Genomic DNA, 25,416 nt, shown 5'->3' with positions numbered 1-25,416 from the left:
TATGTAAGCATGCATATTCAAACGGCGTCAATGCTTGCAGCCCCCGCAGTGTTCGCAGCAGCCGTCACAGCCGCCGCAAGCTCCCTTGTGCTTTCGGCAGGAACGGAGCGCCACCCCCAGCCAGAGCGCCAGTCCGGCTAAAATCAAAAATTCCAGCATAAAAATCCCTCCTTAGAGAAATAAAGCGATTCGGTAGATCACAAACGCCACGGCCCACGCGATTACGCACTGTCCCACCGCGACTCCGGCGGCCTTCCAGCCGGAGCCAAGCTCCCGCCGAACGGCGGAGATGGCGGCCACGCAGGGCGTATAAAGCAAGGTGAACGTCAGGAAGCTGGCGGCGGAGATGGGGGAAAACAATCCACTCAGCGCCGCGGCCACGTTGCCGGACGCTCCGGTGAGGACGCCAAGTGTGGATACCACCGACTCCTTGGCAATAAAACCTGTGACCAGCGCCGTGGACACCCGCCAGTCTCCAAACCCAAGAGGGGCAAACAGGGGAGTCAGCACCGTGCCTACCATCGCCAGAAGGCTGTTTGCACGGTTCTCAACCAGATTGAGCCGCGCGTCAAAGGTCTGGAGGAACCAGACGATAATGGTGGCGATAAATATGACGGTAAACGCACGGGTCAAAAAATCCTTTGCCTTGTCCCAGCAGAGGTGTGCCACGCTCTTGAGGGAGGGAAAGCGGTAATTGGGCAGCTCCATGACAAAGGGAATCGGATTGCCCCGAAATATGGTGCGGCCCATAACCTTTGCCGCCAGAATGCTCACCAGAATGCCCAACAGGTAGAGCGAGAACATCACGAGTCCGCCCTTCCCGGGAAAAAACGCGGCGGCAAACACGCTGTAAATCGGAATTTTTGCGGAGCAGCTCATAAAGGGCGTCAGCAGGATCGTCATTCGCCTGTCCCGCTCGGAGGCCAGCGTTCGGGTGGACATGATGGCGGGGACGGAGCAGCCAAATCCGATGAGCATGGGCACGATGCTTCGGCCCGACAGACCGATCTTTCGCAGCAGCTGGTCCATGACGAAGGCCACCCGGGCCATGTAGCCGGTGTCCTCCAGAATGGAGAGGAAGAAGAACAGCACCACGATGATGGGCAGGAAGGAAAGGACGCTGCCCACCCCGGCGAACACGCCGTTGATCACCAGAGAGTGGACCACCGGGTTCAAGCCGTAGTCCGTCAGCGCACCGTCCACCAGAACGGTCAGCGCGTCGATTCCCGCTGCCAAAAGGTCCGAGAAAAACGCGCCTACGACGTTGAACGTGAGATAGAAGATAGCCAGCATGATGCCGAAAAAGATGGGCAGCGACCAAATCCTGTGGGTGAGAACCCGGTCGATCCTCTGGCTTCTGATGCGCTCTTTGGACTCACAGCACTTTACCACCGTGTCCCGGCACACCCGCTCAATGAAGTCGTACCGCATGTCGGCCAGGGCCGCGTTGCGGTCCATGCTGCGCTCCGTCTCCATCTCCGTGACGCTGTGTTCAATCAGCTCCAGCTCGTTCTGGTCCAGCTCCAGCCGCGCTGCAAAGTCCGGATCGCCTTCAATCAGCTTTGTGGCGGCAAATCGGACGGGGACGCGGGCTGCCTGGGCATGGTCTTCAATTTGGTGGGCCACCGCGTGGATGCAGCGGTGGACGGGCCCAGGAGGGCAAAAATCCTTGACGGCGGGAAGCGTCCGGCTCTTCGCGGTCTGCACCGCCGCCTTCACAAGCTCCCTCACGCCCTCGTTCTTCACGGCGGAGATGGGGACCACCGGAATGCCCAGCGCCTTGGACATGCCTGCCACGTCGATGGTTCCGCCGTTTTTTCGCACCTCGTCCATCATGTTCAGCGCCAGCACCATGGGAATCTGCATCTCCATCAATTGCAGGGTCAGATACAGGTTCCGCTCAATGTTGGACGCGTCCACGATGTTGATGATGCCGTCGGGCCGCTCGTTCAGGATAAAGTCCCTTGTGACAATTTCCTCCGGCGTGTAGGGCCGGATGGAGTAGATGCCCGGCAAATCCACTACCGTGCAGTCTTTTTCACCGCGGATGACACCGGATTTTTGGTCCACCGTCACACCGGGAAAGTTGCCCACATGCTGATTGGAGCCGGTGAGCTGGTTGAAAAGCGTGGTCTTTCCGCAGTTTTGATTTCCCGCCAGCGCAAAAATCATGGCCGGACCTCCACTTCAATGTTCCTGGCATCCTCTTTCCGCAGAGACAGGGCGTATCCGCGTACCTGCAATTCCAAAGGGTCACCCAGCGGCGCAATCTTGTCAATCCGCACGGTGGTTTTCGGAATCAGGCCCATATCCAGCAGACGGCAGCGAAGAGCCCCCTGCCCGCCCACAGCGGTGATGACGGCATCCTGACCAATTGGTAAGCTGTCTAATCTCATCTCTAGGTTCCCTCCAAAAAGAGTTAGTTTAATCTAACCTCTAGAGTTAGTCTAGCATAACATCGCGCTCCTGTCAAATGCCGAGCCATGCAAAATTTGAAGAATCGTGATGCCTAAATTTGTGAAAAATAGCAGAGCCTAGAAATGCAGAGAAGAAAAAAGCGCGTGGGGACGAATGGTCCCCACGCACAGGAGTTCAATCGGAGCATCCTTTAAGCCCCGTTTTATGCAAGCTGCACAGTCCCGCGCCGATGGCGGTTGCAAACGTGGCGTTTTCGGGAATGATGTAGTGGAAGCCATAGAGCTTCTCGAAAATCTGAAACGTGGGGGCCGCCTGGTCCAGAGTGGTCATGGACCCGGTGAGAATGACCGTCTTGGTACCGCATAAGCGGCAGGCCAGCACCGTCATGGTGCCGATGGCCTGCAGCACAAGATTCACGGCGCCGGCAGCCAGGTCTGCGGGGGTGGCATCCTCGGCGAGGTTACCGAAGTTGGCGGCGGTCATTTCGGGATTCAGGGTTTTGGCGGCCCCGGTGGTAATGTCCGCGATGGTCAGGTCCACATGGCCCAGGTCGCCGCTGGCAGCCAGATTCTTGATCTGGCCGAACCGTTCCATGCCCACCAGCTTGTGGCAGAGGCCGCCCAGTGTGCCGCCGCCGATGCCGCTGCCGCAGAGATGCTCCACCCTGCCGTCCTTGGCCCAGAGAAAAGCGGTACCGGTACCCATGGTCACCACCACGCCCTCCGACTGGCCCGAAAGGGCCAAAGCCCCGGTGCCGCTGGCGGTAAACTCATCCACCCGACAGGTGGGAAGACCGTAGATATCGCCCTCCACGTAGGCTGCGCCAACACCGGTGAGCACCACCCGCTGCACGTCGTTCAGTGACAGCCTGTTGCTTGAAAGATAGTTGCCCAGAGCCCCGAAAAGAGAGGTGAGCTGGTCCTCCGCCCGGACGCGGAGCATAGCGCCCGGCATCCCCTGTTCGTCCAGCCCCACAATCTTCGTGGTAGAGCCGCCAATATCAATTCCTAAAATCAAGCCCATGGTGTCAGGCCCCTTCAATGCCGCGGGCGAGGTCAGACTGGCCAGACGTCCGCTGAAATTCCAAGTATGGTTGTATCATAGGGGAGGGAAAACGGATTGTCAATCCAAAATTGACAAATATTTGACAAAAAATACAGACGGCGTTGATTTTCCTGAAAGAAGGCGATATAATCATAATAATTACCTCCGTCCAAAGCGGAGTACATTTTTGAGGTGTGATATGGGTATCCGCGAGAAACTCAACATGTCCATGCTGTGTGATTTCTACGAGTTGACCATGGGAAACGGTTATCTTGAGGCGGGATTAAAGGACCGCGTGACCTATTTTGACGTATTTTTCCGGGATGTTCCGGACAAGGGCGGCTATGCTCTGGCCGCGGGACTGGACCAGATTATTGATTATATAGAAGATCTGCATTTTTCCGAGGAGGACATCCAGTACCTCCGGGAACGGAACCTGTTTTCTGAGAACTTTCTGGACTATCTGAAAAGCTTTAAATTCACCGGCGACCTGTACGCCATTCCGGAAGGAACGCCGGTGTTTCCGCAGGAACCGCTGATAACGGTCCGCGCTCCTGCCATTCAGGCCCAGATCATCGAGACGTTTTTGCTGCTGGCGGTGAATCACCAGAGTTTGATCGCCACAAAGGCCAACCGTATCGTCCGGGCCGCCAGAGGCCGTACGGTGCTTGAATTCGGCTCCCGCCGCGCCCAGGGGACGGACGGCGCCATTACCGGCGCACGGGCCGCCTACATCGGCGGGTGCAAGGGAACGGCCTGCACCATCTCCGATCAGCTGTACGGCGTCCCCGCGGGAGGGACTATGGCCCACGCCTGGGTACAGATGTTCGACAGCCAGTATGAGGCGTTCAAGACCTACTGTCAGCTCTATCCCACCAATGCAACGCTCTTGGTGGACACCTATAACACCCTCAAATCCGGCGTGCCGGACGCCATCCGGGCTTTCAACGAGGTGCTGCGCCCCATGGGTATCCAGAAGTGCGGCATCCGCCTGGATTCCGGTGACATGGCGTATCTGACCCGGGAGGCCCGGAGGATGCTGGACGACGCCGGGTGGCCGGGTTGTCAGATCTCCGTGTCCAACGCGCTGGACGAATACCTGATTCAGGACCTGCTGCTTCAGGGAGCCTGCATTGACATGTTCGGCGTGGGCGAACGGATGATTACGGCCCGCAGCGAGCCGGTGTTCGGCGGCGTTTATAAGCTGTCGGCCATCGAGGACGATCAGGGGAACATTATCCCCAAGATCAAGGTCAGCGAGAACGTGAGTAAGATCACCATTCCCCATTTCAAGAAGACCTACCGCCTGTACGACCGGGCCACCGGAAAGGCGGAGACGGACTATATCTGCCTCCACGACGAGGAGCTGGACGATACGAAGCCGCTGGAGCTGTTCGATCCCCAGGCCACCTGGAAGCGGAAGACTCTGTCGAATTTCACCGCACGGGTATTGCAAGTGCCGATCTATCTGGGCGGCAGGCTGGTCTATCAGCAGCCGAAACTTCAGGATGTCCAAACATACTGCACCCAGCAGGTGGATACCCTCTGGGATGAGGTGAAGCGTTTTGACTACCCTCACAAGTATTATGTCGATCTATCTCAAAAGCTGTGGGACATCAAGCAGAAGCTGCTGACCCAGAGCAGATGAGTTCGGACATTTTTCAGAAGGGAAGGCGGAAGCGGAGCGCCACGCAGCAGCGGCGCTGAGGAAGAGAGGAGAGGACCATGCGTCAGGCCGGAGACAGACAAACACGGGACCAGCGAATTGAGCGGCGAATCTCCGCCGCGTCCAGTATTGCCATGTGCGTACTGACGGTGCTGGCCCAAATCGTCGTGACGCTGCTGCTGACGCGCTTTCTGGAGGAGTATGTCAACATTGCCTATGCGGCGCTGGAACTGTTGGGTATCATCATGGCTGTGGGTGTGTTTCTCCGCTCAGGCAGCCCCAGCTATAAGCTTAGCTGGATGTGTCTGCTGCTGGCGCTGCCGGTGTCCGGCATGCTGCTGTTTTTTCTGTGGGGTGGCACGCATCAGGCCAAGACCCTGAACCTAAAGAGGGTTCCGCCACCGGCCGAGCGGGAGGGCGCCCGCCGGCAGAGCGAATGCAATGTGGCGAAGCTTGCAAAACAGGACGCGGCTATGGGTCGCGTGGCTGCCTATCTTCAAAAGCGGGACTTCCTCCTGTACAAAAACACCGCCGCCAAATATTTTGGAGACGGCATGGAATTTTTTAAAGACCTGATCGGCCGCATTCAAAAGGCGGAGACTTACATCTTCCTGGAGTATTTTATCATCGCCGAGGGTAAGATCTGGGACCAGACCTTCGCAGCGCTGAAGGAGCGGGCCGCCGCCGGTGTGGAGGTCCACATTATTTTTGATGATTTTGGGAACCTGACCCGCTTTTCCGACGCTGCGCTTCAAGCCGTGCAAAACGCGGGAATTGAGGTGCAGGTCTTCAACCCGGTTCACCGTTATGTAAACAAAATATACTTTAATTATCGTGACCACCGCAAAGTCGCGGTGATCGATGGTTACTGGGCCTATACCGGCGGCATCAATCTGGCTGACGAGTATGCAAACCTTTTTGAGCGGTTTGGACGGTGGAAGGACTCCGCGGTCCGAATTGAGGGGGATGGGGCCTGGGGCCTTGCAGCCCAGTTTATCCAGATGTGGGAGATGATGGGTGAAACACTGCCCAACGAGGATGACTACTACCGCGCCCGGACCGACGGGCCGGATTGCGTCGGGTTCTGTCAGGCGTTCACCGACGGGCCGCTGAATAATCCGGACAACCCGGTGGAAGACACGTTTCTGCAATTGATCGCCGAGTCTACACAGTTTCTTTATATCACCACGCCGTATTACGCGGTGGAGGCCGCCATGCAGCGCGCGCTGTGTATCGCGGCGGACTCCGGCGTGGATGTACGGCTGATGGTTCCGGCTGTCCCGGACAAGAGGTACGCCTACATGGTGGCGGAGACCTACTGGGGAGAGCTGATGAGTCACGGTGTAAAGATTTATAAGTACGCGCCCGGCTTTGTACACGCAAAGAGCGTTATGGTGGACCGAAAAATGGCTCTGGTGGGCAGCCCCAACATGGATTACCGGTCCTTTCAGCTGCATTTTGAGTGCGCGGCGATCCTGTATGATATGCCGGCGGTGGAAGAGCTGTTGGAAGATATGGATAGAATCATGGCGGACAGCGTTTCCTATACGATGGAGGACTGGAAGAAGCGGCCTTGGTATCGGCGGGCGTTCGCGTCCATTTTAAAATTGGGCGCTATCTGGCTCTAAGCGCTGAAAAAAATTGAAAAGCAAGATAAAGACGAGAAATGTATTGGAGAACAAGAAATGCCGAGAGAACTGACGCCCTGCGAGGTCGCGGAGCGGAGCTTGATCAAGAAGTACCGCAAGACGCTGTGGAACCCCTTTATCGCGGCGGTAAAGCGGTATGAGCTGATCGCACCGGGAGATAAGATTGCCGTGTGCATTTCCGGCGGAAAGGACTCCATGGTGCTGGCAAAGTTGATGCAGGAACTGCAGCGCCACACGAGACACCCTTTTGAACTGGTTTTCATGGTGATGGACCCGGGATATGCCCCGGAGAACCGGCGGCTGATCGAGGAAAATGCCGCCAGACTTGAAATCCCCGTGACGATTTTTAACAGTGATATTTTTGACGTAACGGTACAGGTGGATAAGAACCCCTGCTACCTCTGTGCCCGTATGCGCCGGGGATTTCTCTATGCCAAGGCTCAGGAACTGGGCTGCAATAAGATAGCCCTGGGGCATCATTTTTCAGACGTGATTGAAACAACCCTGATGGCACTGCTATACGGCGCGCAGCTTCAGGCTATGCCGCCGAAGCTCCACAGCAGGAACTTTCCCGGTATGGAGCTGATCCGCCCGCTGTACTGTGTTCATGAGGACGATATTATCGCCTGGAAAAATTACAATGGTTTGCAGTTTTTGCAGTGTGCCTGCCGATTCACAGAGGCACGGGACACCTCCGATGACGGTGTGGGGCACAGCAAGCGGCAGGAGATGAAGGTCCTGATCCGGGAATTGAAAAAGACGAATCCCAATGTGGAGAAGTCTATTTTTGCCGCCATCCACGGCGTCCAGCTGGACACCATGGTTGGAGTGAAGTTCCGAGGGAAGGAATACTCATTTTTGGATTATTACGACCTAAAAGACCTTCCGCTCCATGAGTTTTGAGGGCAGAACACAGTTTACCTAATAAAAAATCCATTAAAAAGACGAAACCGTCTTTTTAATGGATTTTTGGCATATTATGCGCTTACAGCGAAAACCGTTTTCTGGCGATGTCGGCCGACATCGCCGCCGTACCGTCCGCGCCCTGCATGGCGCTGCTGGGCATCAGGTCGAAGTGCTCCGGATCCATGAGATCGTATTCGGTGAATTCCCTGTGATGGGCCAGACGTATGATCTGTTTGACAGCGCGTATCTGGTCAGCAGCGGAGAGGTAAAAGAGGAAGTCCCGATTCTCTGCCGTAGAAAAGTGCGGTGAGGTGGAAAAGGCCGGGGCCGTTGTCACGACCTCCTACTATTTACCGCGCCAGAGCTCCGGGCTGACCCAAATGAAAAAAGCCGCGAAGGGCAGCAGAACCAGCAGCCCAAAGCCGTCCAGACCGAACAGCGCCCACGTCAGGCCCAGCCCCGCCAGCAGAGAAAGAGCGCCCAGCAGGATCCTTACGCCTTGGGGCAGCTGAAAAATTTTCTTCATAAGTTCCTCCCGGGTGCAAGATCTGCATCCGTGTTTCATTTTAGGACAAGGCCGTTGCAAAATCTGTCGAAAGCCGCTGAATTCCGGATAAGGCAGCAGAAAAACAAATCGCCCTGCGCGATGTGCGGAGAGTCGGAAAATTTTTCCTGAAAGGGATTGACAATTGAACGCTATTGTATTAGTTTTATAGTACAATCCAAGGGGTGGACAGCGAGGGCTGCCCCCTCTTGGAGAGATGAATGGAGGAAATCAGATTGAGCATGAAGAAACGGACCGCGGCGGCACTGCTGGCTGCGGTCATGCTGGCGTCGTCGGTGCAGGCGGCGCTGGCGGCACAGCCGGATTATCTGACCCGCGGCGAGGTGGCGGATATGCTGGTGGCCGCGGCGGATGACTATAATCCCGGTGTGAAGAAGACCGATATTCTGCGGGGATATTCCGACGGCAGTCTCCATGAGGAGCGGTCCGTCACCCGCGCGCAGGCACTGGTGATGCTGCGCCGCGCCTTTGGCGGTAAGCTGCCTGCTCCCGTGGGCGATAATGCCCGCAGCGGGTATTCCAGCGCCAACTTTACCGATCTGCCCGCATGGGCAGCGGGGGATCTTCAGGACGTGCTGTCCACCGGCATCGTGGCCGGTACCAGCGCGACCACCTTCTCCCCCAACAGTTATGTGACGGAGCGGCAGATGGAGCTTTTCATCCAGCGGACCTACGCGCTGGAGGGAACGAACCGGAAGGACGACTTTTATGCCGCAGTCAATAAGAAAGCGCTGGATTCCAGCGTAATCAAGACGGGCTATACCGGAACCGGCAGCTTCAACGATCTGGCGATCACTGTAAACCAGCAGGTGGCGCAGATCATTAAGGAGGCCGCCGCGTCCCCTAAGACCGAGGGAGAGAAAAAAATTTCCGCCCTGTACAACAATATTCTGAGCACGGACGCCCGAAATAAGGCGGGTATCACGCCCATCCGGCCCTATCTGGACGCGGTGGACAACGCTAAAACGCTGGACGAACTGATGGCTGCCAGAAACCTCGTCTATCAGAAACTGGGCGCCAGCCTGCTGCTGGGCTTCGGCCTGACGGTGGACGCCAAGGACAGCAATGTGTACGATCTGGCTTTCAGTGCGTTCTATCCTTCTCTGGGACAGAGCGGCTATGAAAATGCCACTGACAGTCAGAAGACCGCGTATCTGACCTATGTCGCCACGCTGCTCAAGCTGGTGGGGACATCCGAGGCCGACGCACGGACGCAGGCCCGTCAGATCTGGGACATGGAGGCGTCCATTGCCGCCAAGTCCCTGACCAATCAGGAACTTCAGGATGTGGATAAGACCTATAACCTCTATACCATGGCAAAGATTCAAAAACAGTTTCCCAATGTGGACCTGAGCGCGGTCTTTGCCCAGACCGGCTATACCCAGACCGACAAGATCGTGGTGTCGGACGAGGGGGCGCTGAAAGCCGGAGCGGCATACTTTGACGGGGCGCATCTGGAGCTGCTGAGAACCTGCTGCCGTCTGGAGCTGGCCATGAGCTACGGCGCACTTTTGAATCAGGAATTCACCTACGCGGCCAACACGTTCCAGCAGGCGTATATGGGTTCCACCGGGTCCATCCCTCAGGAGGAGCTGGCCGCGCAGTACGTTCAGTCGCTGATGAGCGATTATCTGGGCAAGGCGTATGTGGACCGTCATTTCTCCGCCAAGGCCAAGGCAGATGTGGAGAAGATGGTGAAGGAGATGCTGGCCGTCTACAAGGAACGGATCCAGAATCTGACGTGGATGCAGGACGCGACTAAGGCCAAGGCCGTTCAGAAGCTGGAGGCCATGAAGCTGAACATTGGCTACCCCGATACCTGGCGGGACGATCTGAAGGATACGGAGTTTTTAACCGTGGCCCAGGGCGGCAGCTTTTTTAACAATGTCGTCGCCATCGCCAAGACTCAAAGGGCCCTGTCGATCCAATATCAGAAGGACGGCGTGGACAAGACCGAGTGGCCCATGACGCCAGATACTGTGAATGCCTGCTACGATGGGACCAACAACTCCATCACCTTCCCCGCGGCCATTTTGCAGCCGCCGTTCTATGAAGTGAACGCCACTTACGAGCAGAATCTGGGCCGGGTGGGCTATGTGATCGCCCACGAGGTCACTCACGCCTTTGACAACAACGGAGCGAAGTACGACGAGAAAGGTAACGCCGCCGATTGGTGGACCTCTGCGGACTACTCCGCGTTCCAAAACCTGTGCAATCGGGCCGTGAAGCTGTACGACGGGAAGGAGGCCGCGCCCGGGATCACCTGCAACGGGGCGCTGACCCTGTCGGAGAACATCGCGGACCTGGGCGCCATGGCCTGCATTACGGAAATGGAGGGAAAGCGCGCCCAGCCGGACTATAAGGCGCTGTATACCGCCTCGGCGGAGATCTGGTGCTCCAGCTATCCTCGCGAGATGAAGCAGTATCTGGCTCAGGCCGACGTCCACGCACCCGATAAGCTGCGGGGCAGTCTGGTTTTGCAGAACTTCCAGCCGTTCTACGACGCTTTCGGCATCACTGCCAGCGACGGGATGTGGCTGGCTCCGGAGGACCGGGTCGTGATCTGGTAATTCAACGCTGACAAAATAACGCCGTCCGTGCGATTAAAAATCGCACGGACGGCGTTTATTATCTTGGATTAAGGCTTATTCGCTGACCGCACCCAGAGCGGCGGCGGTATTGGTCTGCGTCTGGGCAGACTCGGTATCGCTCTCCGTCTTCTGGCGGGAGGAGATCTCCGTGAGATACTCGGCGGTGGTAATCTCACCCTTGCTGAGCATAGTGCTCAGTTCTTCCACCGTATAGTCTGAGAGGTCGGTGTCCGTGTCGGAGGAATCGCTGTCCTCCGTGCTGTTGGCGCTGTCTGTGCTGTCCAGACCCAAGGCGGAAGCGCCTGCGCCGCGCAGGACCGTGTTATTCGCGTTCGCCTGTGTATAGCTGCTCAAAAGATCGGTCAGGTCTGAGAAAAGCGAGCTGGAGTCGTCGGAGCTGTCTGATCCGCCCAACAGATCTGAGGCAGAGACACCGGCCTGCAGGGCGGCCTCCTGCTGCTGAACGAAGGACAGACCGGAGTCGTCCGCCGTGTTCAGAGAATCGAGCAACTCGGCGTTCTCCGCCCGTACGGAGCTGCCGGAAGAGGAGGAATCCGACGCCTGTGCGTCGGCATAGGCCGAGCCCTCCTCACTGATGTCCACCGTATCGTACAGGGCAGCAGTAGAGGAAGAAGCGGATTCGGTGCTGCTTTCGGCTTTGCCGGTTGCCGCTGCGGCTGCTGCTGCGGCGCGATTTGCTTGCAGGGTTTGGAGCAGAGTGTTGGTGTCGTTACTCACAGAAGAAATTGCCATATGATCGCATCCTTCACCATAAAATATTCTCTCTCATATTCTACATCGTCGAAATTTAAAAAAAGATAAGAGCTTTTAAGAAAATATTACCAAATTATTAAAACTGGTGGAAGGGTGTCTCTCCATTGCCATGCAGTTAGGGCACGGAGACGAATGCCGCCACGGGAAACACATCCGTTTCGGCCCAGACGCTGCCCAGCGGGACCCAGGCCACCATCGGGTCGCTGCGGAGTGAAAGCCCCTAAAAATCCCACTCCCGGCGGCTGATGATGCAAAAGTCTGCGCGGTGTTCTGCTAGAGCGGCGGCGGACAGGCTGCCTACTTCGATGACGCGTAGGATGCCACTGCACTTTTCCGTATCCATAGAGGCCTCCTTTTAATTTGCGGGATGCGGGCTGGTACTGGCCTCTATAGCGCTGTCCCATCTGGGGGAACCGGCGAAGCGGGAAACCTCAGAGGAAAAAGCTTAAACAGAAAGTTGAATCAAGGGGAGCGCCGACGACGCTCCCCCGCATCGTTTTTGAAAGATGTCCATACCCACTTGACCGAGAAAGCAGTACAACGGAATAACTGCGGAAGCGCCGACTGTGGACACGAACTGTAAAATTTGGTGGACGAGGGCTTGACAGTCACCCACGAGATACCCTATCATAAATAGAAAGAGTTACCATAGAGAGTCGTTCTGTTGACAGGCGTGGGTGTAGCAGAGGGATTACCCGATGCCTAGGACATTGGACGGGATTGGAAGGAACGGGTATGCTAAAGATCAATCTGAAGCAGTTAGAAGCGTTCACAGCCACGGCGGAGTATGGCAGCTTTACTAGAGCGGCGGAGGAGCTTTACCTGACGCAGTCCACCGTCAGCGCCCACATCCTCACGCTGGAGGCGGAACTTGGCGTTCAACTGATCCTGCGGGGCGCCCGGCGAAAGTTGACGCTGACGGAGGAAGGGCGGCGGGTCTACGGCGCGGCGCGGGATATTCTGGATCGCTGCCAGCTTCTTCAGGACCCGGAGTCCACTGCGCGGAGGGAACTGAGTGTTGGTGCATCCACGGCTCCGGCCCAGTATCTGCTGCCAGGGTTACTGTCCGGTTTTCTCCAACACAACAGCGACAGCCGGTTCCTCCTGCGCCGGGGCGACAGCGCTCAGGTCCACAGCCTTTTGAATCAGGGAGAGGTGCGAATCGGCATAGTGGGGGCGGCACTAGACCGGCGGGAATATAACTATCAGACGCTTTGCGACGATCGGCTTGTGCTGGTCACCGCCGCCACGGAGCGATTCCGGGCACTGAAGGCGCTGGGGGCCTTCGGGTGTGATTTGCTGGATGAACCCTTTATTGTCCGGGAGGAGACCTCTGGTACTCGCCGGGCGGTGGAAAGCTACTGGAAAAAGTGCGGCATCCTGCCTGAGAAGCTGCAAATAGTAGCCTGCATGGATAATCCGGAGGCCATCCGACGCAGTGTGGCGGAGGGAATGGGCGTCTCGGTGATGTCCGAACTGTCCGTCCGGGAGGATGTGGCTGACGGAAAGCTACTGACCTTCGATCTGGATGAGAAGGGCTTTTTTCGGCGGATCTACCTTGTCTGGCGTAAGGCTGTGAGCCTTACCCGGACGGAGCAGGCATTTGTCAGCTACCTCAGATCAGAGTTGAAGAAATAGTGTGCAGCGGGCGGCCAAAGGCTGCCCGCTGTATTCTTCGAACTTGCAAAAAAATCAAACGGGCTAGGGAGCCGCTGATTTAATTGGACGTCATATCGGCCGTTTCCGGATGTTTTTAACGTCACAGTACGCGTCATATGCTATAAAGTCGGACTGATAAGCAGAGGTTACCTATTATAGTATCGCTGAAATCGATTATAAATTTTGCACAATTGTTAACAAAGATTGGCTTTTCCTTTCAAACTATTCTATAATAAATAACGGAAACTCAAGAAAAATTTGTATAATGGGAGAGTTGAAATGAGAAAGGTTAACTGGGTCGTGGTGGCCGCCGGTGCGGTGGTCGGTCTTGCGGCGGTGGTGCTGACGGCTCTCGGCAACCCCGCCAACATGGGTTTTTGCATTGCCTGTTTCCTGCGGGATATCGCAGGCGCGGTGGGGATGCACAGCGCCGCAAAGGTGCAGTATGTCCGCCCGGAGATCATCGGACTGGTGCTGGGCGCTTTTATTATGTCTGTTGCCACAAAGGAGTTTCGGGCAAAGGCGGGTTCCTCCCCAGCTACGCGGTTCGTTTTGGGCGGGTTTGTGATGATCGGTGCGCTGGCGTTTTTGGGCTGCCCCCTGCGGATGGTGATCCGTCTGGGCGGTGGTGATGCCAATGCCTTGGTGGGCCTGGTGGGTTTCATCATCGGTATTGTTATCGGCGTGCAGTTCCTCAAGCGTGGTTTCTCCTTGAAGCGGGCATATGAGGTGGGCAGGTTAGAGGGCGGTGTGTTGCCCATCGTCATGATTGGACTGCTGCTTTTGCTGCTGGCGGCTCCCGCCCTATTAAAGTTCAGCGAGGAGGGACCCGGGTCCAAGCACGCGCCTCTGGCTGTCGCTTTGCTGATTGCGCTGGCGGTGGGCGCGCTGGCCCAGAAAGCCCGCCTGTGCATGGTGGGCGGTATCCGCGATGCAGTGCTGTTTCGGGATTTCAAGCTGCTGTACGGCTTTGTCGCCATCTTTCTGGTAGTCCTGATCGGAAATCTTGTCACAGGCAATTTCCATTTCGGATTCGTGCTGCAACCCATTGCCCATAGCAATCATCTTTGGAATCTGCTGGGGATGACACTGGTGGGCTGGGGTTCTGTCCTACTGGGCGGCTGCCCTCTGCGTCAGCTGATTCTGGCCGGCGAGGGCAACGGTGACTCCGCCGTCACTGTGTTTGGAATGATCTCCGGCGCGGCACTGGCTCATAACTTCGGTCTCGCCGGCAGTCCCGACGTACTGAACGACGCCAAGGAATTGGTGGTCGGCGGGATCTCCAATGCCGGTAAGGTTGCTGTGATTTTGGGCTTTGTGGTGTTTGCCGTGATTTCCGTGATGAACCTGCCCAAAGAGGAAACAGCCGCCGTCACAGTGAAAACGGCCTGAGAAAGGAAGGACACAGAATGGTTGACGCAAGAGGATACTCCTGCCCCACGCCAGTTGTGATGGTGCAGAAAGAAGTGAAGAACGGTGGTCCCGACAAGTTGGAGGTTTTGGTGGACAACCAGTGCTCCGTGGAAAACGTGACCCGCTTTGGCAACGGCTGCGGCTATCAGGTCAGCGTCGTTCCGGAGGGCCATGACTTTCGATTAACGCTCACAAAATGAATCAATACATTGCCACATTCCATACCCATTTGGCGGCGCTGACCACTGCCCGCGCTCTGGGCGCGGAGGGTATTCCAGCCAAAATGATGCCGGTGCCCCGGAGGCTTAGTTCTTCCTGCGGCACCTGTGTGCGGTACGAGGCGGGGGAAGCCTGCCTTCCTGCTATGGATGCGGATGTGGAGCGGGTTTACGAGATCGGAGCGGAAGACCGATATGTTTTGCTGATGGAAAACAAGTAATAATCCTTGTCTTCTCTTTTCACCGGGTTCCTGCCCGCATTAGAATCTGTGCTCACCGGGTACACTGAAAAAATATCCCCGATGTCTGATGGGCTATAGGTACTTTTGTCGGACCTGCCGCCAACTGATTTCAAAAGCTTCGGTTTGCTCGCAAACTGAGTGGCATTATCCTGTCTCTCAGGTGGCCAAATTTTGAAGCTGCCCTGGCATTGTCTCCCTGTGCCACCCCAAAAAAGGTAAGCCCCGTAGGTCAAAAACCTACGGGGCTTACCTTTTGGGGGCGACAGGAATGCTATATTTCAGAATTTTTCCAAAACTGCTGTTTCTCTGTCAGTTCATAATTCCTTGCATTCGGCGGAGGACATTCTCCCGGCTTGGCATGGCGGGCATGGCACCCCGCTTTTCCACGCACAGAGAAGCGGCGGCGTTGCCAAAGCGGGCACAGGACTGAAAATCCTGAAATGTGAGCTGGTCAAGCGTTTTCCCGCTTTCTGAAATACGGGTCAGGAATCCGCCCCAAAAGGAGTCTCCCGCGCCGGTGGTGTCCACGGCTTTTGTGGGAAAACCGGGAACCATGACGCTTCCGTCTTTTGTGGAAACCAAGGCACCCTGATTGCCGATCGTCACAACCGCACACCGAAGGCCCAACTTTACCAGCTTCTCCGCTCCCGCCCGAGGATCGGCGCAGTCCGTCAGCAGTTCCACTTCATCGTCTGAGACCTTCAGAAAGTCCACTAACGGGAGAGGAGACCGCATCTGTTCCATGGCTTCCTCCTTATTTGCCCACAGCAATGGACGGTAATTGGGATCATAGGCAATCATCGCGCCGGACTGCCGCGCCAGGCGCACGGCCTCCATCGTGGCGCCGCGGGCCGGTTCATCCGTCAAAGAGAGGGAGCCGAAATGCAGAATATCGCTATGTGAAATCAACTCCTGATCCAGCTCCTCTGATGAAAGCTGTGTGTCTGCTCCGGGCTTCCGGGCAAAGGAGAAGCTGCGCTCTCCGTTTTCTGCCAGCTTGACAAATGCCAGCGTTGTAAAATAGCGCCCGTCCACGCGAAGGGCTCGGGTGTCAATGCCGGTCTTTTTCAATGTATCCACCAGGAAGCGTCCCTGTATATCATCGCCCACTTTGCCAATGAAAGCGGTCCTGCGTCCAAGCTTTGCAGCACAGGTCAACACATTTGCCGGCGCGCCGCCTGGATTTTGCTCGAATACCGACATACCGGCATCGGAGTCCGGCAGGGGAGTGTAGTCAATCAGAATTTCACCAAGTGCCGTGATCTGTATGTTTTCCATCTGTTTCTCCCTATTTTCTGACGGGGACCCGAAACCTGAGTTCCATCGGAAGTAAATCGTTTACGTGATAATCGTAATCTTACCAGCTTCACGTAGAAAAATCAAGAGAAAAAATTTAAGGAACTAATGATTTGATTCTATAAAACCATAGAAATATGATAAAAACAGAAGCATAGCACACATAATCGCGAAAATAATCCGGGAAATGGACATGGGAAAAATTTTCCATGCAAAAGGTTAGACTTTGACAAGCAGGGCTGTTAATCAGCGGTTCCTAAAAAAATCTGGCCGCTCTCAAAATTTAAAAAAGCGGAACTTCAGCCCATATACGAAAGTAAAATTTTGGAAAAGTAAAAAACGAAGGGCTAACATAAAAAATGCGATTGCTCGCACACTTCCAAACGACCTCGGATGAAAATATGCGGCGGTTACCATAATAAAATATTTATGGTAACCAAAAGACTTTCGACAGAAAAGAAAATTTGAATCATGTTATGATCACCCAAGAGACATGCTACGGCGGTTTCTATTTGCAAAGGCTAACTATCATTTAAGAACTGACTCTGCGAGAACGGCAAAAAAGCCGTGCTGTCACGCAGAAAATTTGCCACGCTAATACAAAGGAGACTTGCAATATGGATATTAAAATGCAAAGTGTCGACCGCAATCTGCTGCTGGAGTTCAGCGGGGAACTGGACCACCATGCCGCCAAAAACGCTATCAGGGAGCTGGAATTGGCAGTGGATGCCGCTCTCCCGCGTCGCTTGGTGCTGGATTTCAGCGGTGTGACCTTTATGGATAGCTCCGGCATTGCGCTGTTGCTGCGAGCGAAGCGGTGCATGGATGATTTGGACGGAAGTCTGCAGGTATGCCGAGTGCAGCCGCAGGCAAAGCGGGTTATGGACGCCGCTGGGATCGACCGGCTGGTTCATATAAAACGGGAGGGAACAGTATGAGGAAGAGCATGAATGACATCCGGATGGAATTTCCAAGCCGTAGCAGCAACGAAGGATTCGCACGGGTGGCCGTGGCCTGTTTCGCCTCGCAGATGGATCCAACGCTGAACGAATTGGAGGACATCAAGACGGCGGTCAGCGAGGCAGTGACCAATGCCATAGTCCACGCTTATCCAGACTCCATTGGACGGGTAAGTCTGAAAGTTAGAATCTGTGAGGGCAATGTGCTGGAGATAACGGTCAAGGATGCCGGAAAGGGTATCCCCAATGTGGAAAAAGCCAGACAGCCCATGTTTACCACCGGCGGCGAGGAGCGCAGTGGCATGGGGTTCACCATTATGGAGAGCTTTATGGACGCATTGACTGTTCACTCAACGCCGGGGCGGGGAACAACCGTGACGATGCGCAAAAAGATCGCCAGCCGGGTAAACGGCCAGAGATGAGCGGTCAGGTAACGCTGGACCTGCTTCGGGCAGCACAGGAAGGTGACCGGCAAGCCTGCGAGCAGATGGTGGAGGAAAACAGCGGTCTAATCTGGAGCATCGTCCGGCGATATTATGGCCGGGGTGTAGAGGCGGACGACCTCTACCAACTGGGATGTCTGGGTTTTTTGAAAGCCGTGCAGGGGTTTGACTTTACATATGGGACCTGCTTTTCTACATATGCGGTGCCAAAAATTGCGGGAGAGATCCGCCGCTTTCTTCGGGATGACGGCACCATTAAGGTGGGCCGAACAATCAGGGAGCGGGCAAATCTTCTATACAGTGTTCGGGAGCGGCTGCGCAGTGAGTTGGGAAGGGAACCGGTACTGTCTGAGCTGTCGGAGATCACAGGGCTGTCTGCGGAGGAAATTGCCTGCGCCGAGTTGGCCACCGACCTGCCGGATTCACTCCAGCGGGAGACGGAAGACGGACTTGCTCTGGAGGGGATGCTTGGGACTGAGGCTCCGGAGGACGGAATTGTGGAACGAATCGCTGTGCGGGAGGCGGTGGATGCACTGCCGGAAAAAGAGCGAATGACGATTCTGCTTCGTTACTTTCGTGGATTCACGCAGGAACAGACTGCTAAGATTCTAAAGGTATCGCAGGTGCAGATTTCCCGCCTGGAACGGCGAGGTCTGGAACGACTGCGTAGGGTATTTGAACCGTAGCGCCCGGAGAGAACGAGAAATGCCGAAGGTGACCTCGGCACGCCGTTCCTCCGGGCGTTTTACGCGGAGAGGCTGTGCTGCGTAAAAACGCTTTGAGCTGCGATAACAATGGAATCAATCAGCAGTAATTGAAACAGTCGGCAGGGTATCGGTGCGATTGCTTATTTCGGAGCTTTTCCCGGAAATAAAATATTCCTCGCTCTGGAATTCCGTCATGGTGTTCCAATACCGTTTTGGCATATGCGTCTGACGGCAGCGGGGATTTTCACGCTCCTTGATAGCGATGGTATCGTAAAATCGCTTCCAGAGCCGCCGATAGGAGGTCTCCGTTTCGTCCGGCGGAGCCATCTCAAATCGATCCAGCGGTGCGATGATCGCTTTTGCTCCAGCATAAAGAAGCGCCTCTCGGTGAGTGCGGTCGTAAATGAAAAATTGCTCATTTGGGAAGCGGCTGCAAAAGTGAGAGCGGAGCAGGGGAAGAACATGATTTTTTGGCTCAATCTCTCCGCCCAAAATGCCGGAATAATCCGAAAAACGGACAAAACCTCTCAGCAGGTGTGCCTCTCCCTCCAAGTGGCGCACTGCCTTTAGGATCGGAAGCAGCGTTTCATCCGCCAGATTCCGAAGGAACCCGGGGCCTTCCCGGAGCAGTTTCGCAACCAGTCGGTAGAGATGCATTTCCCGATGCTCCATGCAAGTGAGAAATCCACGGCTCAGCAGCAGTGCCGCCTCGCCGGAAAGAGCGGTGACCTTGCGGAAGACCCGGTCCGCGCGGCTTTTGTCTGTTACGATGAAACGGGTCTCAAACAGAGAAGGGGAGGCGCTTTCCTCCGGTACGATGTCGGACGGAACTTCCCGGTTGGCATAGCTGTCAAAAATACAGCAGAGGAAACCCTCAAAGCTGCCATCGTAAAGATAGATGATCTCCATCGATTTCACGCCCTTTCACGCGCCAAACAGGGAGAGCTGTTCCATTCCGGAACTGGGCAGGGCAGGCCGTTCCGCCGCGACCAGATTGAGCAGCAGACTGTCCGGCGTAAAGCGCAAGCCCTCCGCCATCCGGCCCCGGCAGGTCAGAAAATACTGCGCCCGCTTCATCACCACGCCCAGCTTCCGCAAATCTTCGACCTGCAAACGCCCCGCACGCCGGGAAACCAGAATGCGCTTGGCTGATACGACGCCTATGCCCGGGACCCGGAGAAGCGTTTCATAGTCCGCCGTATTGACTTCAACCGGAAAGAAGTCCAGATGTGCCAGTGCCCAACTGCACTTTGGGTCCACCAGGGGGTTGAAGTCCGGCGTCTGCTCATCCAAAAGCTCTTCCGCCCGGAATCCGTAAAACCGTAAAAGCCAATCGGCCTGATAGAGCCGGTGCTCCCGGAGGAGAGGGGGCTTTGTGTCCAGAGAGGGGAGAAGCGTGTTTTCGATGACCGGAACGTACGCGGAATAAAATACCCGTTTGAGACGATAGCGGTCGTACAGCCCCTGCGTCAAGCGCAAAATGTGAAGGTCCGAGTCCTGCGTGGCTCCCACGATCATCTGAGTGCTCTGCCCGGCAGGGGCAAACTTTGGTGCATGGCGATACTTTACCAGCTCTTCTTTTCCCTGTGCCGTGCGGGTCTGAATCTGCTTCATGGGCGCGAGAATCGCGCCTTTTGTCTTGTCTGGGGCCAGCGATTTCAGCCCGGACTCCGAGGGCAGCTCGATATTAACGGACAGCCGGTCTGCCAGAAAGCCCAGCTGTTCCACCAGCTCGGGGGAGGTGCCCGGAATGGCCTTGGCGTGAATATAGCCGTTGAACCGATAAGTTTCCCGCAGAATACGCAGCGCCTGGATCATCAGCTCCGTGGTGTAGTCGGGACTCCGAAAGACGCCCGAAGACAGGAAAAGCCCCTCGATATAGTTCCGCCGGTAAAATCCGATCGTCAGCTCCGCCAGCTCCTCCGGCGTGAACGCCGCCCGCCTTGTATCGTTGCTGCGGCGGTTGACGCAGTATTTGCAGTCGTATACGCACCGGTTGGTCAGCAGGACCTTCAACAGCGTAACGCATCGTCCATCCGCCGAAAATGTGTGGCAGCAACCCGCCAGCGAGGAAGATGTGTTGCCGATGTAGCCCTCCCGATACCCCCGCCGAACACCGGAGGAGGTGCAGGCAGCATCGTATTTTGCGGCGTCGGAGAGGATCGTCAGCTTTTCCAGCAGCTCCATGGCGTAGACTCAGCGCGCCCCGGCACGCCGGGAGTTGCGAGAGGGACGCTCAATGGCGTCAATGATGCGAAAAAACTGATGTGTCAGAAAACTTACACCCACGAAAATAAAAAACAGTGTCCAGCCAGTCATTGTAAAACCCTCCAATGGAACTCATGTTCTAATTATGAATTATTATAAATCGAACAAATGTTTTTGTCAAGAAAAAAATAGAACAAAAGTACGACGAGAGTCTGAGGACATGGAGTATAGAAAAAATCCGCGCACCGTCGATTAAGCGGAGCACGGATTTTTATTATTCCCAGGTCTCCCAAATCTCAGGGTGGTAGCCCACAGTGGCGTCCTTTCCGTTTCGGACAATGGGCGTTTGAAACAGCTCTGGATTTTCCAGCAGTTTTTCCTCCTGCGCGTCCGGCGCAATATAGGCCATAAACAGCGCTTCATAGGCTTTGCATTTGCTGTTGACCAGCGCTTCAAATCCCACTTTTTGCTTGACGGACTGGTATTCGCGGGGGGATAATCCTTTTGTGGGAGTGTCGATGTACTGATATTTGATACGGCGCTCTTTAAACCACCGCTCGGCTTTTTTACTGTCGAAGGATTTGGAAGAGCCGAAGATTTGAATATTCATTGGATTCTCCTTAGTTTATAAATTGATTGATGTGGATGGAGGCTAATTATGACGGAGAACGCGAGGAAGCTAAAGGAGCTGGTAGATTCCAGCGAAAACATTGTTTTTTTTGGCGGAGCGGGCGTGTCCACCGAGTCTGGCATTCCTGATTTCCGCAGTACCGACGGACTGTATCATCAGCAGTATGATTACCCGCCTGAAACCATTTTAAGCCATACGTTTTATGAAAGCAAGCCGGAAGAATTTTTCCGCTTTTACCGGACGAAGCTCCTAGCTCCCGACGCAAAGCCCAATGCCGCCCATGTAAAGTTGGCAGAATTGGAAAGACGGGGGAAGCTCAAGGCCATTGTCACACAAAATATCGACGGACTTCATCAGGCCGCGGGAAGCCGGGAGGTTCTGGAACTTCACGGCAGCGTTCACAGAAACTATTGCGAGCGATGCGGAAAATTCCAGGATTTCGACTTCATGCTTCACTCTGAGGGAGTCCCCCACTGCACGGCCTGCGGTGGCCGGGTGAAACCGGACGTAGTGCTCTACGAGGAGGGGCTGGACATGGAGACCATGGAAAGAGCCGTTCGGTTCATCTCCGAGGCGGACATGCTTATCATAGGCGGCACATCCCTGAACGTCTATCCGGCGGCGGGACTGATCCGTTATTACCGGGGTCACAAGCTGGTGCTGATCAATAAGTCTGCTGTGGCCGCCGATCTGAACGCCGATTTGGTGATTCCGGACCCCATCGGTGAGACGCTTGCACAGATATGAGTATAAAGCAATTCTAGGTAAAAAGTATGAGTGATTCACACAAAAATGAATAACAAAAAGAAAGACGCTTCAATAATTGGAGGATTATCCAATGGAAAACCCGGATTATTGGTTGTAAATGAAATGTGAAGGTGGTATGATTGCATTATGACTTGGCCGGGAAGCCAATGCGCGCCGGCAGAGCAGTGAGTTTGCCGCCATGCCTAAGGCATTGGATCTGGCGAGAGGAGACAGCGGAATGATATGGTCGGATAAAGGAGAGAATGTCTACTCCCAGATTACGCCCGCAATCCGGGCGCTGGAGGAGCAGTGGGAGAAGAAAAATTACATAGATCCCAAGCTATACCAGCAGTACAACGTTCGCCGCGGCCTCCGGGACGAAGACGGGCAGGGCGTGCTGACGGGACTGACCCGCGTGGGAGAGATTCAGTCTTATACAGTGGAAAAGGACGGGAGCCTCCTTCCGGAGGACGGCGTGTTATATTACCGCGGGATCGACTGCCGTGAGATTGTCCGGGGGTCCGAGGGCCGGAGACTGGCCTTTGAGGAAGCGGCGTATCTGCTTTTGTTCGGCGAGCTGCCCTCTGAAGTGCAGCTGCGGGACTTTTGCGTCCAGCTGGCCACCTATCGGACGCTGCCCAGCAACTTTCTGCGGGATGTGATTTTAAAAGCGCCGCCTCAGGATTTGATGAACACCATGCAACGGGCGGTTTTGACTCTGTTTTGTTATGATGACCGGCCCAACGATATCGGCCTTGAAAACGTACTGCGCCAGAGCTTGCAGCTGATTGCAATTATGCCGCTTCTGGCAATTTACGCCTTTCAGGCGTATCGATTCAACAAGGGAGAAGGCCTGTTCATCCATGAACCAAGGCCGGAGCTGTCCACAGCGGAGAACTTCCTGCGAATGCTGCGCGAAGACGGGCAATTCACGGACTTGGAGGCCCGGGTACTGGATGTGGCGCTGGTTCTCCATGCCGACAACGGCGGCGGCAACAACTCGACTTTTACGAACCATGTGGTCACCTCCTCGGGAACGGATACATATTCCGCAATTGCGGCATCTATGGCGTCCTTGAAGGGCCCTCGCCACGGCGGCGCCAACAGCAAGGTCATGGAGATGATGGCGGACATTAAGGCCCACGTGTTGGACTGGAACGACGATAACGAACTGAAAAATTATCTTGGCCGCATTCTCGACAGCGAGGCGTTTGATGGGCGGGGGCTGCTGTACGGTCTGGGCCACGCGGTCTATACCCGGACGGATCCCCGGTGCGAGGTTTTTCGGGATTATGTGAAGACCCTCTCCAGGGAGAAGCAGCGACAGCCGGAGTTGGATCTCTATGAGCGGGTGGAGCGGATCGGCAAGGATCTGCTGATGGTAAAACGGCATAAGGATGCCATCTCCACCAATATTGACTTTTACAGTGGATTTGTTTTTGAGATGCTGGGTTTGCCCAGAGAACTGTATACGCCGCTGTTTGCGGTTGCCCGCATTTCCGGCTGGAGCGCCCATCGGATGGAGGAGCTGTCCGGCGGCGGAAAGCTGATCCGTCCGCGGTATGAGTGCGTGGAGGCCCACAGGGGTTATACGCCTATGGCAGAGCGCTGAGCGCTTCAGCGAGAATGTACGCCGGACGGCAGAAAACTGCCGTCCGGCGCGGGGTTACCTACAGCAAAAACAGGTCGGAAGACGGAAAACGGAAATTTTGCCGAAAAGGAAAATTTAAGGTTGACATTTTTATTGCTTGTAGCTATAATAATCAAGCAGTCTTTTTTAGAGCACAGATTTGCGGCTGTGCTGGAACTGGTAGACAGGCCAGCTTGAGGTGCTGGTGTCCGAATCGACGTGTGGGTTCAAATCCCGTCAGCCGCACCATTTCCCCTATCCGAAGGTCTGGGGAGAAAGACTGAGACAATTTCAGATGAATATGCGCGAGTGGTGGAATTGGCAGACTCGCTAGATTCAGGTTCTAGTGTCCATTACGGACGTGCGGGTTCAAGTCCCGCCTCGCGCACCAATATCTGTCTGAGGGCGGATGTCTTCAGACAGATATTTCTGAAATTGTTCTGGCTCTTTTTAACTTCATAGATATGCGCGAGTGGTGGAATTGGCAGACTCGCTAGATTCAGGTTCTAGTGTCCATTACGGACGTGCGGGTTCAAGTCCCGCCTCGCGCACCATAATTTGTTCCCCAAAAAGATGTCCTGCGGCAAAAACCGCAGGACATCTTTTTGGAACTCTTTTTATCTGCTTTTGCCCGTCAAAAATAATTGCGTTTTTGGAGATGTCTTTCGGTGTTTTAGACCCGTCTGTGTATTCAAACTCACACAAATCCCTATTCATCAGAAAACACACAGACAAAAACCGGATATTTCGTCGTAAGAACGACGTACACATCGCATATTTATATTAATATATCGTCCACTTTTGTGCCGAGGTTTTAGAAATAAGACCTCGGCTTTTTTTGTTTTTACAGGAGGTCATTGTCTACGGACAAAATATTTTAATGAGCTCGCCCGCATTCTCGCCGTACTAAGGAATCCAATCCACAGTCCGGCGCGAGGACAATCTCACCATTCTGGTTGACGGCCTACTCGCTTGCCACGTGGGCGTGACAAGCAAAAGGTACGCTGTAGCCGGCGATTTTCGGATTTCGGGCGCGTAAAGTGAGTCACTTTTGGACAGAGCGTTAATACCGATAGCCCAGCCGCCCGTAGTGCCCAAGACCGTTCTAGCCTGTGCCTTCGTCAGCTTACGTCCCAAAGCACCGTAGTACGTTTGTATTTCCTCCGCTGAAAAAGACAGCTCGTCCGCCGTAATGGGAACACTTCCTCTGCTCTCCGTGAATTCCTGTAATTCGTCGGGGAGCTTATTTCTGCTCAGAAGCAGAATGACAAAGGAATGGGGCATCCGTTTCAGGATCAGCGGCAGGGCCTTGAGAATTTTTTTGTTGGTGATGGTATGCAAATCATCCAGCACCAGCGCGTAAGCGCCGTCGTCCTGTGTAAATTCCAGCAAAAAGCGGATGGTATTCTCAACGGGGGAGGAATAAAAAGCCTTGCTGTTTAAAATCACCTCCATTTTTTCGTTATTCGGCTGTATCGACAGGATTCCGGTACAGAACAGCTTGTAAAACACAAAGGGTGCGTCGTCATATTCATCCAAACCGATCCAAACCGATTCAGAACGGAAGCCCTCGGCGCGCAGACCTCCGGCATCGGGGTTGGGATAAATTTATCGTTGATGTAGTTGTTTGAGGACATAACGGCCTCCTCT

26 protein-coding genes and 3 tRNA genes are annotated in these 25,416 nt (G+C 55.0%); 16 read left to right on the top strand and 13 right to left on the bottom strand.

The window, feature by feature from the left end:
• Positions 1–27: 27 nt before the first annotated feature.
• From ABWQ15_RS01555 to ABWQ15_RS01540, 4 genes are all read right to left on the bottom strand, one after another.
• Positions 28–159, bottom strand: a complete 132-nt coding sequence (locus tag ABWQ15_RS01555; RefSeq protein ID WP_353907063.1) for a hypothetical protein — start codon at positions 157–159, stop codon at positions 28–30.
• 12 nt (positions 160–171) lie between these two features.
• Positions 172–2,172, bottom strand: coding sequence for a ferrous iron transport protein B (gene feoB, locus ABWQ15_RS01550; protein ID WP_353907062.1), 2,001 nt, complete (start codon positions 2,170–2,172; stop codon positions 172–174).
• Complete coding sequence (locus ABWQ15_RS01545; protein ID WP_353907061.1) at positions 2,169–2,396, bottom strand: FeoA family protein; 228 nt, start codon at positions 2,394–2,396, stop codon at positions 2,169–2,171. Before ABWQ15_RS01545 ends, feoB begins: the two co-directional genes overlap by 4 nt.
• A 196-nt stretch (positions 2,397–2,592) precedes the next feature.
• Complete coding sequence (locus ABWQ15_RS01540) at positions 2,593–3,441, bottom strand: BadF/BadG/BcrA/BcrD ATPase family protein (RefSeq protein ID WP_353907060.1); 849 nt, start codon at positions 3,439–3,441, stop codon at positions 2,593–2,595.
• A 220-nt stretch (positions 3,442–3,661) separates the two neighbouring features.
• Here ABWQ15_RS01540 and ABWQ15_RS01535 point away from each other — a divergent pair, with 220 nt between their 5' ends.
• From ABWQ15_RS01535 to ABWQ15_RS01525, 3 genes are all read left to right on the top strand, one after another.
• The gene (locus tag ABWQ15_RS01535) at positions 3,662–5,110 is read left to right on the top strand and encodes a nicotinate phosphoribosyltransferase (RefSeq protein WP_353907059.1); all 1,449 of its coding nucleotides are present in this window, start codon (positions 3,662–3,664) and stop codon (positions 5,108–5,110) included.
• Positions 5,111–5,187: 77 nt separating this feature from the next.
• Positions 5,188–6,756, top strand: coding sequence for a cardiolipin synthase (gene cls / locus ABWQ15_RS01530; protein ID WP_353907058.1), 1,569 nt, complete (start codon positions 5,188–5,190; stop codon positions 6,754–6,756).
• A 57-nt stretch (positions 6,757–6,813) separates the two neighbouring features.
• A complete protein-coding gene (locus tag ABWQ15_RS01525; RefSeq protein ID WP_353907057.1) occupies positions 6,814–7,680 on the top strand; it encodes a tRNA lysidine(34) synthetase in 867 nt (288 codons plus the stop codon).
• A gap of 82 nt (positions 7,681–7,762) precedes the next feature.
• Here the strand turns inward: ABWQ15_RS01525 and ABWQ15_RS01520 are convergent, their stop codons facing one another.
• Together ABWQ15_RS01520 and ABWQ15_RS01515 are read right to left on the bottom strand one after the other, a co-directional pair.
• Entirely contained in the window at positions 7,763–8,020 is a 258-nt protein-coding gene (locus tag ABWQ15_RS01520; RefSeq protein WP_353907056.1) for a hypothetical protein, read from the bottom strand.
• Positions 8,021–8,029: 9 nt separating this feature from the next.
• Positions 8,030–8,209: a hypothetical protein gene (locus tag ABWQ15_RS01515; protein ID WP_353907055.1), complete on the bottom strand. Its 180-nt coding sequence runs from the start codon at positions 8,207–8,209 to the stop codon at positions 8,030–8,032.
• Between the two features lie 260 nt (positions 8,210–8,469).
• Here ABWQ15_RS01515 and ABWQ15_RS01510 point away from each other — a divergent pair, with 260 nt between their 5' ends.
• Complete coding sequence (locus ABWQ15_RS01510; protein WP_353907089.1) at positions 8,470–10,818, top strand: M13-type metalloendopeptidase; 2,349 nt, start codon at positions 8,470–8,472, stop codon at positions 10,816–10,818.
• A 75-nt stretch (positions 10,819–10,893) separates the two neighbouring features.
• On the opposite strand, the gene ABWQ15_RS01505 is transcribed toward ABWQ15_RS01510, so the two are convergent.
• The gene (locus tag ABWQ15_RS01505) at positions 10,894–11,592 is read right to left on the bottom strand and encodes a hypothetical protein (RefSeq protein ID WP_353907054.1); all 699 of its coding nucleotides are present in this window, start codon (positions 11,590–11,592) and stop codon (positions 10,894–10,896) included.
• 241 nt (positions 11,593–11,833) lie between these two features.
• Positions 11,834–11,956, bottom strand: a complete 123-nt coding sequence (locus tag ABWQ15_RS01500) for a hypothetical protein (protein WP_353907053.1) — start codon at positions 11,954–11,956, stop codon at positions 11,834–11,836.
• A gap of 392 nt (positions 11,957–12,348) precedes the next feature.
• Between ABWQ15_RS01500 and ABWQ15_RS01495 the strand changes: the two genes are divergently transcribed.
• From ABWQ15_RS01495 to ABWQ15_RS01480, 4 genes are all read left to right on the top strand, one after another.
• Positions 12,349–13,251 carry a selenium metabolism-associated LysR family transcriptional regulator gene (locus tag ABWQ15_RS01495; RefSeq protein ID WP_353907052.1) on the top strand — a complete coding sequence of 301 codons (903 nt, stop codon included), beginning with the start codon at positions 12,349–12,351 and terminating at the stop codon, positions 13,249–13,251.
• 300 nt (positions 13,252–13,551) lie between these two features.
• Positions 13,552–14,664, top strand: a complete 1,113-nt coding sequence (yedE, locus tag ABWQ15_RS01490; RefSeq protein ID WP_353907051.1) for a YedE family putative selenium transporter — start codon at positions 13,552–13,554, stop codon at positions 14,662–14,664.
• A gap of 17 nt (positions 14,665–14,681) precedes the next feature.
• On the top strand, positions 14,682–14,885 hold the full coding sequence (locus tag ABWQ15_RS01485; protein WP_353907050.1) for a sulfurtransferase TusA family protein: 204 nt from the start codon (positions 14,682–14,684) through the stop codon (positions 14,883–14,885).
• Positions 14,882–15,124, top strand: coding sequence for a putative Se/S carrier protein (locus ABWQ15_RS01480; protein ID WP_353907049.1), 243 nt, complete (start codon positions 14,882–14,884; stop codon positions 15,122–15,124). The genes ABWQ15_RS01485 and ABWQ15_RS01480 overlap by 4 nt, the downstream gene beginning before the upstream one ends.
• Positions 15,125–15,454: 330 nt before the next feature.
• Here the strand turns inward: ABWQ15_RS01480 and ABWQ15_RS01475 are convergent, their stop codons facing one another.
• Positions 15,455–16,423, bottom strand: coding sequence for a carbohydrate kinase family protein (locus tag ABWQ15_RS01475; protein ID WP_353907048.1), 969 nt, complete (start codon positions 16,421–16,423; stop codon positions 15,455–15,457).
• A gap of 635 nt (positions 16,424–17,058) precedes the next feature.
• Here ABWQ15_RS01475 and ABWQ15_RS01470 point away from each other — a divergent pair.
• Genes ABWQ15_RS01470 through ABWQ15_RS01460 form a run of 3 tightly spaced genes read left to right on the top strand, consistent with a single transcriptional unit; the run spans position 17,059 to position 18,529 of the window.
• Positions 17,059–17,379 (top strand): anti-sigma factor antagonist, encoded by a 321-nt coding sequence (locus tag ABWQ15_RS01470; protein WP_353907047.1) that lies wholly within the window; start codon positions 17,059–17,061, stop codon positions 17,377–17,379.
• A complete protein-coding gene (spoIIAB, locus tag ABWQ15_RS01465; protein ID WP_353907046.1) occupies positions 17,376–17,822 on the top strand; it encodes an anti-sigma F factor in 447 nt (148 codons plus the stop codon). Before ABWQ15_RS01470 ends, spoIIAB begins: the two co-directional genes overlap by 4 nt.
• On the top strand, positions 17,819–18,529 hold the full coding sequence (locus ABWQ15_RS01460; RefSeq protein ID WP_353907045.1) for a sigma-70 family RNA polymerase sigma factor: 711 nt from the start codon (positions 17,819–17,821) through the stop codon (positions 18,527–18,529). Before spoIIAB ends, ABWQ15_RS01460 begins: the two co-directional genes overlap by 4 nt.
• A gap of 114 nt (positions 18,530–18,643) precedes the next feature.
• On the opposite strand, the gene ABWQ15_RS01455 is transcribed toward ABWQ15_RS01460, so the two are convergent.
• The 3 genes from ABWQ15_RS01455 to ABWQ15_RS01445 all read right to left on the bottom strand — a co-directional run bounded on the left by ABWQ15_RS01455 (position 18,644) and on the right by ABWQ15_RS01445 (position 21,368).
• Positions 18,644–19,459, bottom strand: coding sequence for a TIGR03915 family putative DNA repair protein (locus ABWQ15_RS01455; RefSeq protein WP_353907044.1), 816 nt, complete (start codon positions 19,457–19,459; stop codon positions 18,644–18,646).
• A gap of 15 nt (positions 19,460–19,474) precedes the next feature.
• Entirely contained in the window at positions 19,475–20,737 is a 1,263-nt protein-coding gene (locus ABWQ15_RS01450; RefSeq protein WP_353907043.1) for a putative DNA modification/repair radical SAM protein, read from the bottom strand.
• A 295-nt stretch (positions 20,738–21,032) separates the two neighbouring features.
• Positions 21,033–21,368 carry an arsenate reductase family protein gene (locus ABWQ15_RS01445; RefSeq protein ID WP_353907042.1) on the bottom strand — a complete coding sequence of 112 codons (336 nt, stop codon included), beginning with the start codon at positions 21,366–21,368 and terminating at the stop codon, positions 21,033–21,035.
• 48 nt (positions 21,369–21,416) lie between these two features.
• Here ABWQ15_RS01445 and ABWQ15_RS01440 point away from each other — a divergent pair, with 48 nt between their 5' ends.
• From ABWQ15_RS01440 to ABWQ15_RS01420, 5 genes are all read left to right on the top strand, one after another.
• Positions 21,417–22,136 carry an NAD-dependent protein deacylase gene (locus ABWQ15_RS01440; RefSeq protein ID WP_353907041.1) on the top strand — a complete coding sequence of 240 codons (720 nt, stop codon included), beginning with the start codon at positions 21,417–21,419 and terminating at the stop codon, positions 22,134–22,136.
• A 238-nt stretch (positions 22,137–22,374) separates the two neighbouring features.
• Positions 22,375–23,748, top strand: a complete 1,374-nt coding sequence (locus tag ABWQ15_RS01435; protein ID WP_353907088.1) for a citrate synthase — start codon at positions 22,375–22,377, stop codon at positions 23,746–23,748.
• A 180-nt stretch (positions 23,749–23,928) separates the two neighbouring features.
• Positions 23,929–24,015, top strand: a tRNA-Leu gene (locus ABWQ15_RS01430).
• 54 nt (positions 24,016–24,069) lie between these two features.
• Positions 24,070–24,157 (top strand) — tRNA-Leu (locus ABWQ15_RS01425).
• A gap of 75 nt (positions 24,158–24,232) precedes the next feature.
• Positions 24,233–24,320: transfer RNA gene (locus ABWQ15_RS01420), tRNA-Leu, on the top strand.
• Positions 24,321–24,672: 352 nt separating this feature from the next.
• Here ABWQ15_RS01420 and ABWQ15_RS01415 read toward each other — a convergent pair.
• Positions 24,673–25,305: a helix-turn-helix transcriptional regulator gene (locus tag ABWQ15_RS01415; protein WP_353907040.1), complete on the bottom strand. Its 633-nt coding sequence runs from the start codon at positions 25,303–25,305 to the stop codon at positions 24,673–24,675.
• Positions 25,306–25,416 lie beyond the last annotated feature (111 nt).

Origin of the sequence: Oscillibacter sp. (assembly GCF_040505565.1) — a bacterium.
Taxonomy (GTDB): Bacteria; Bacillota; Clostridia; order Oscillospirales; family Oscillospiraceae; genus Oscillibacter.
Note: the sequence above shows the minus strand (reverse complement) of the source record. Positions and strands in the feature narration are given on the sequence as shown.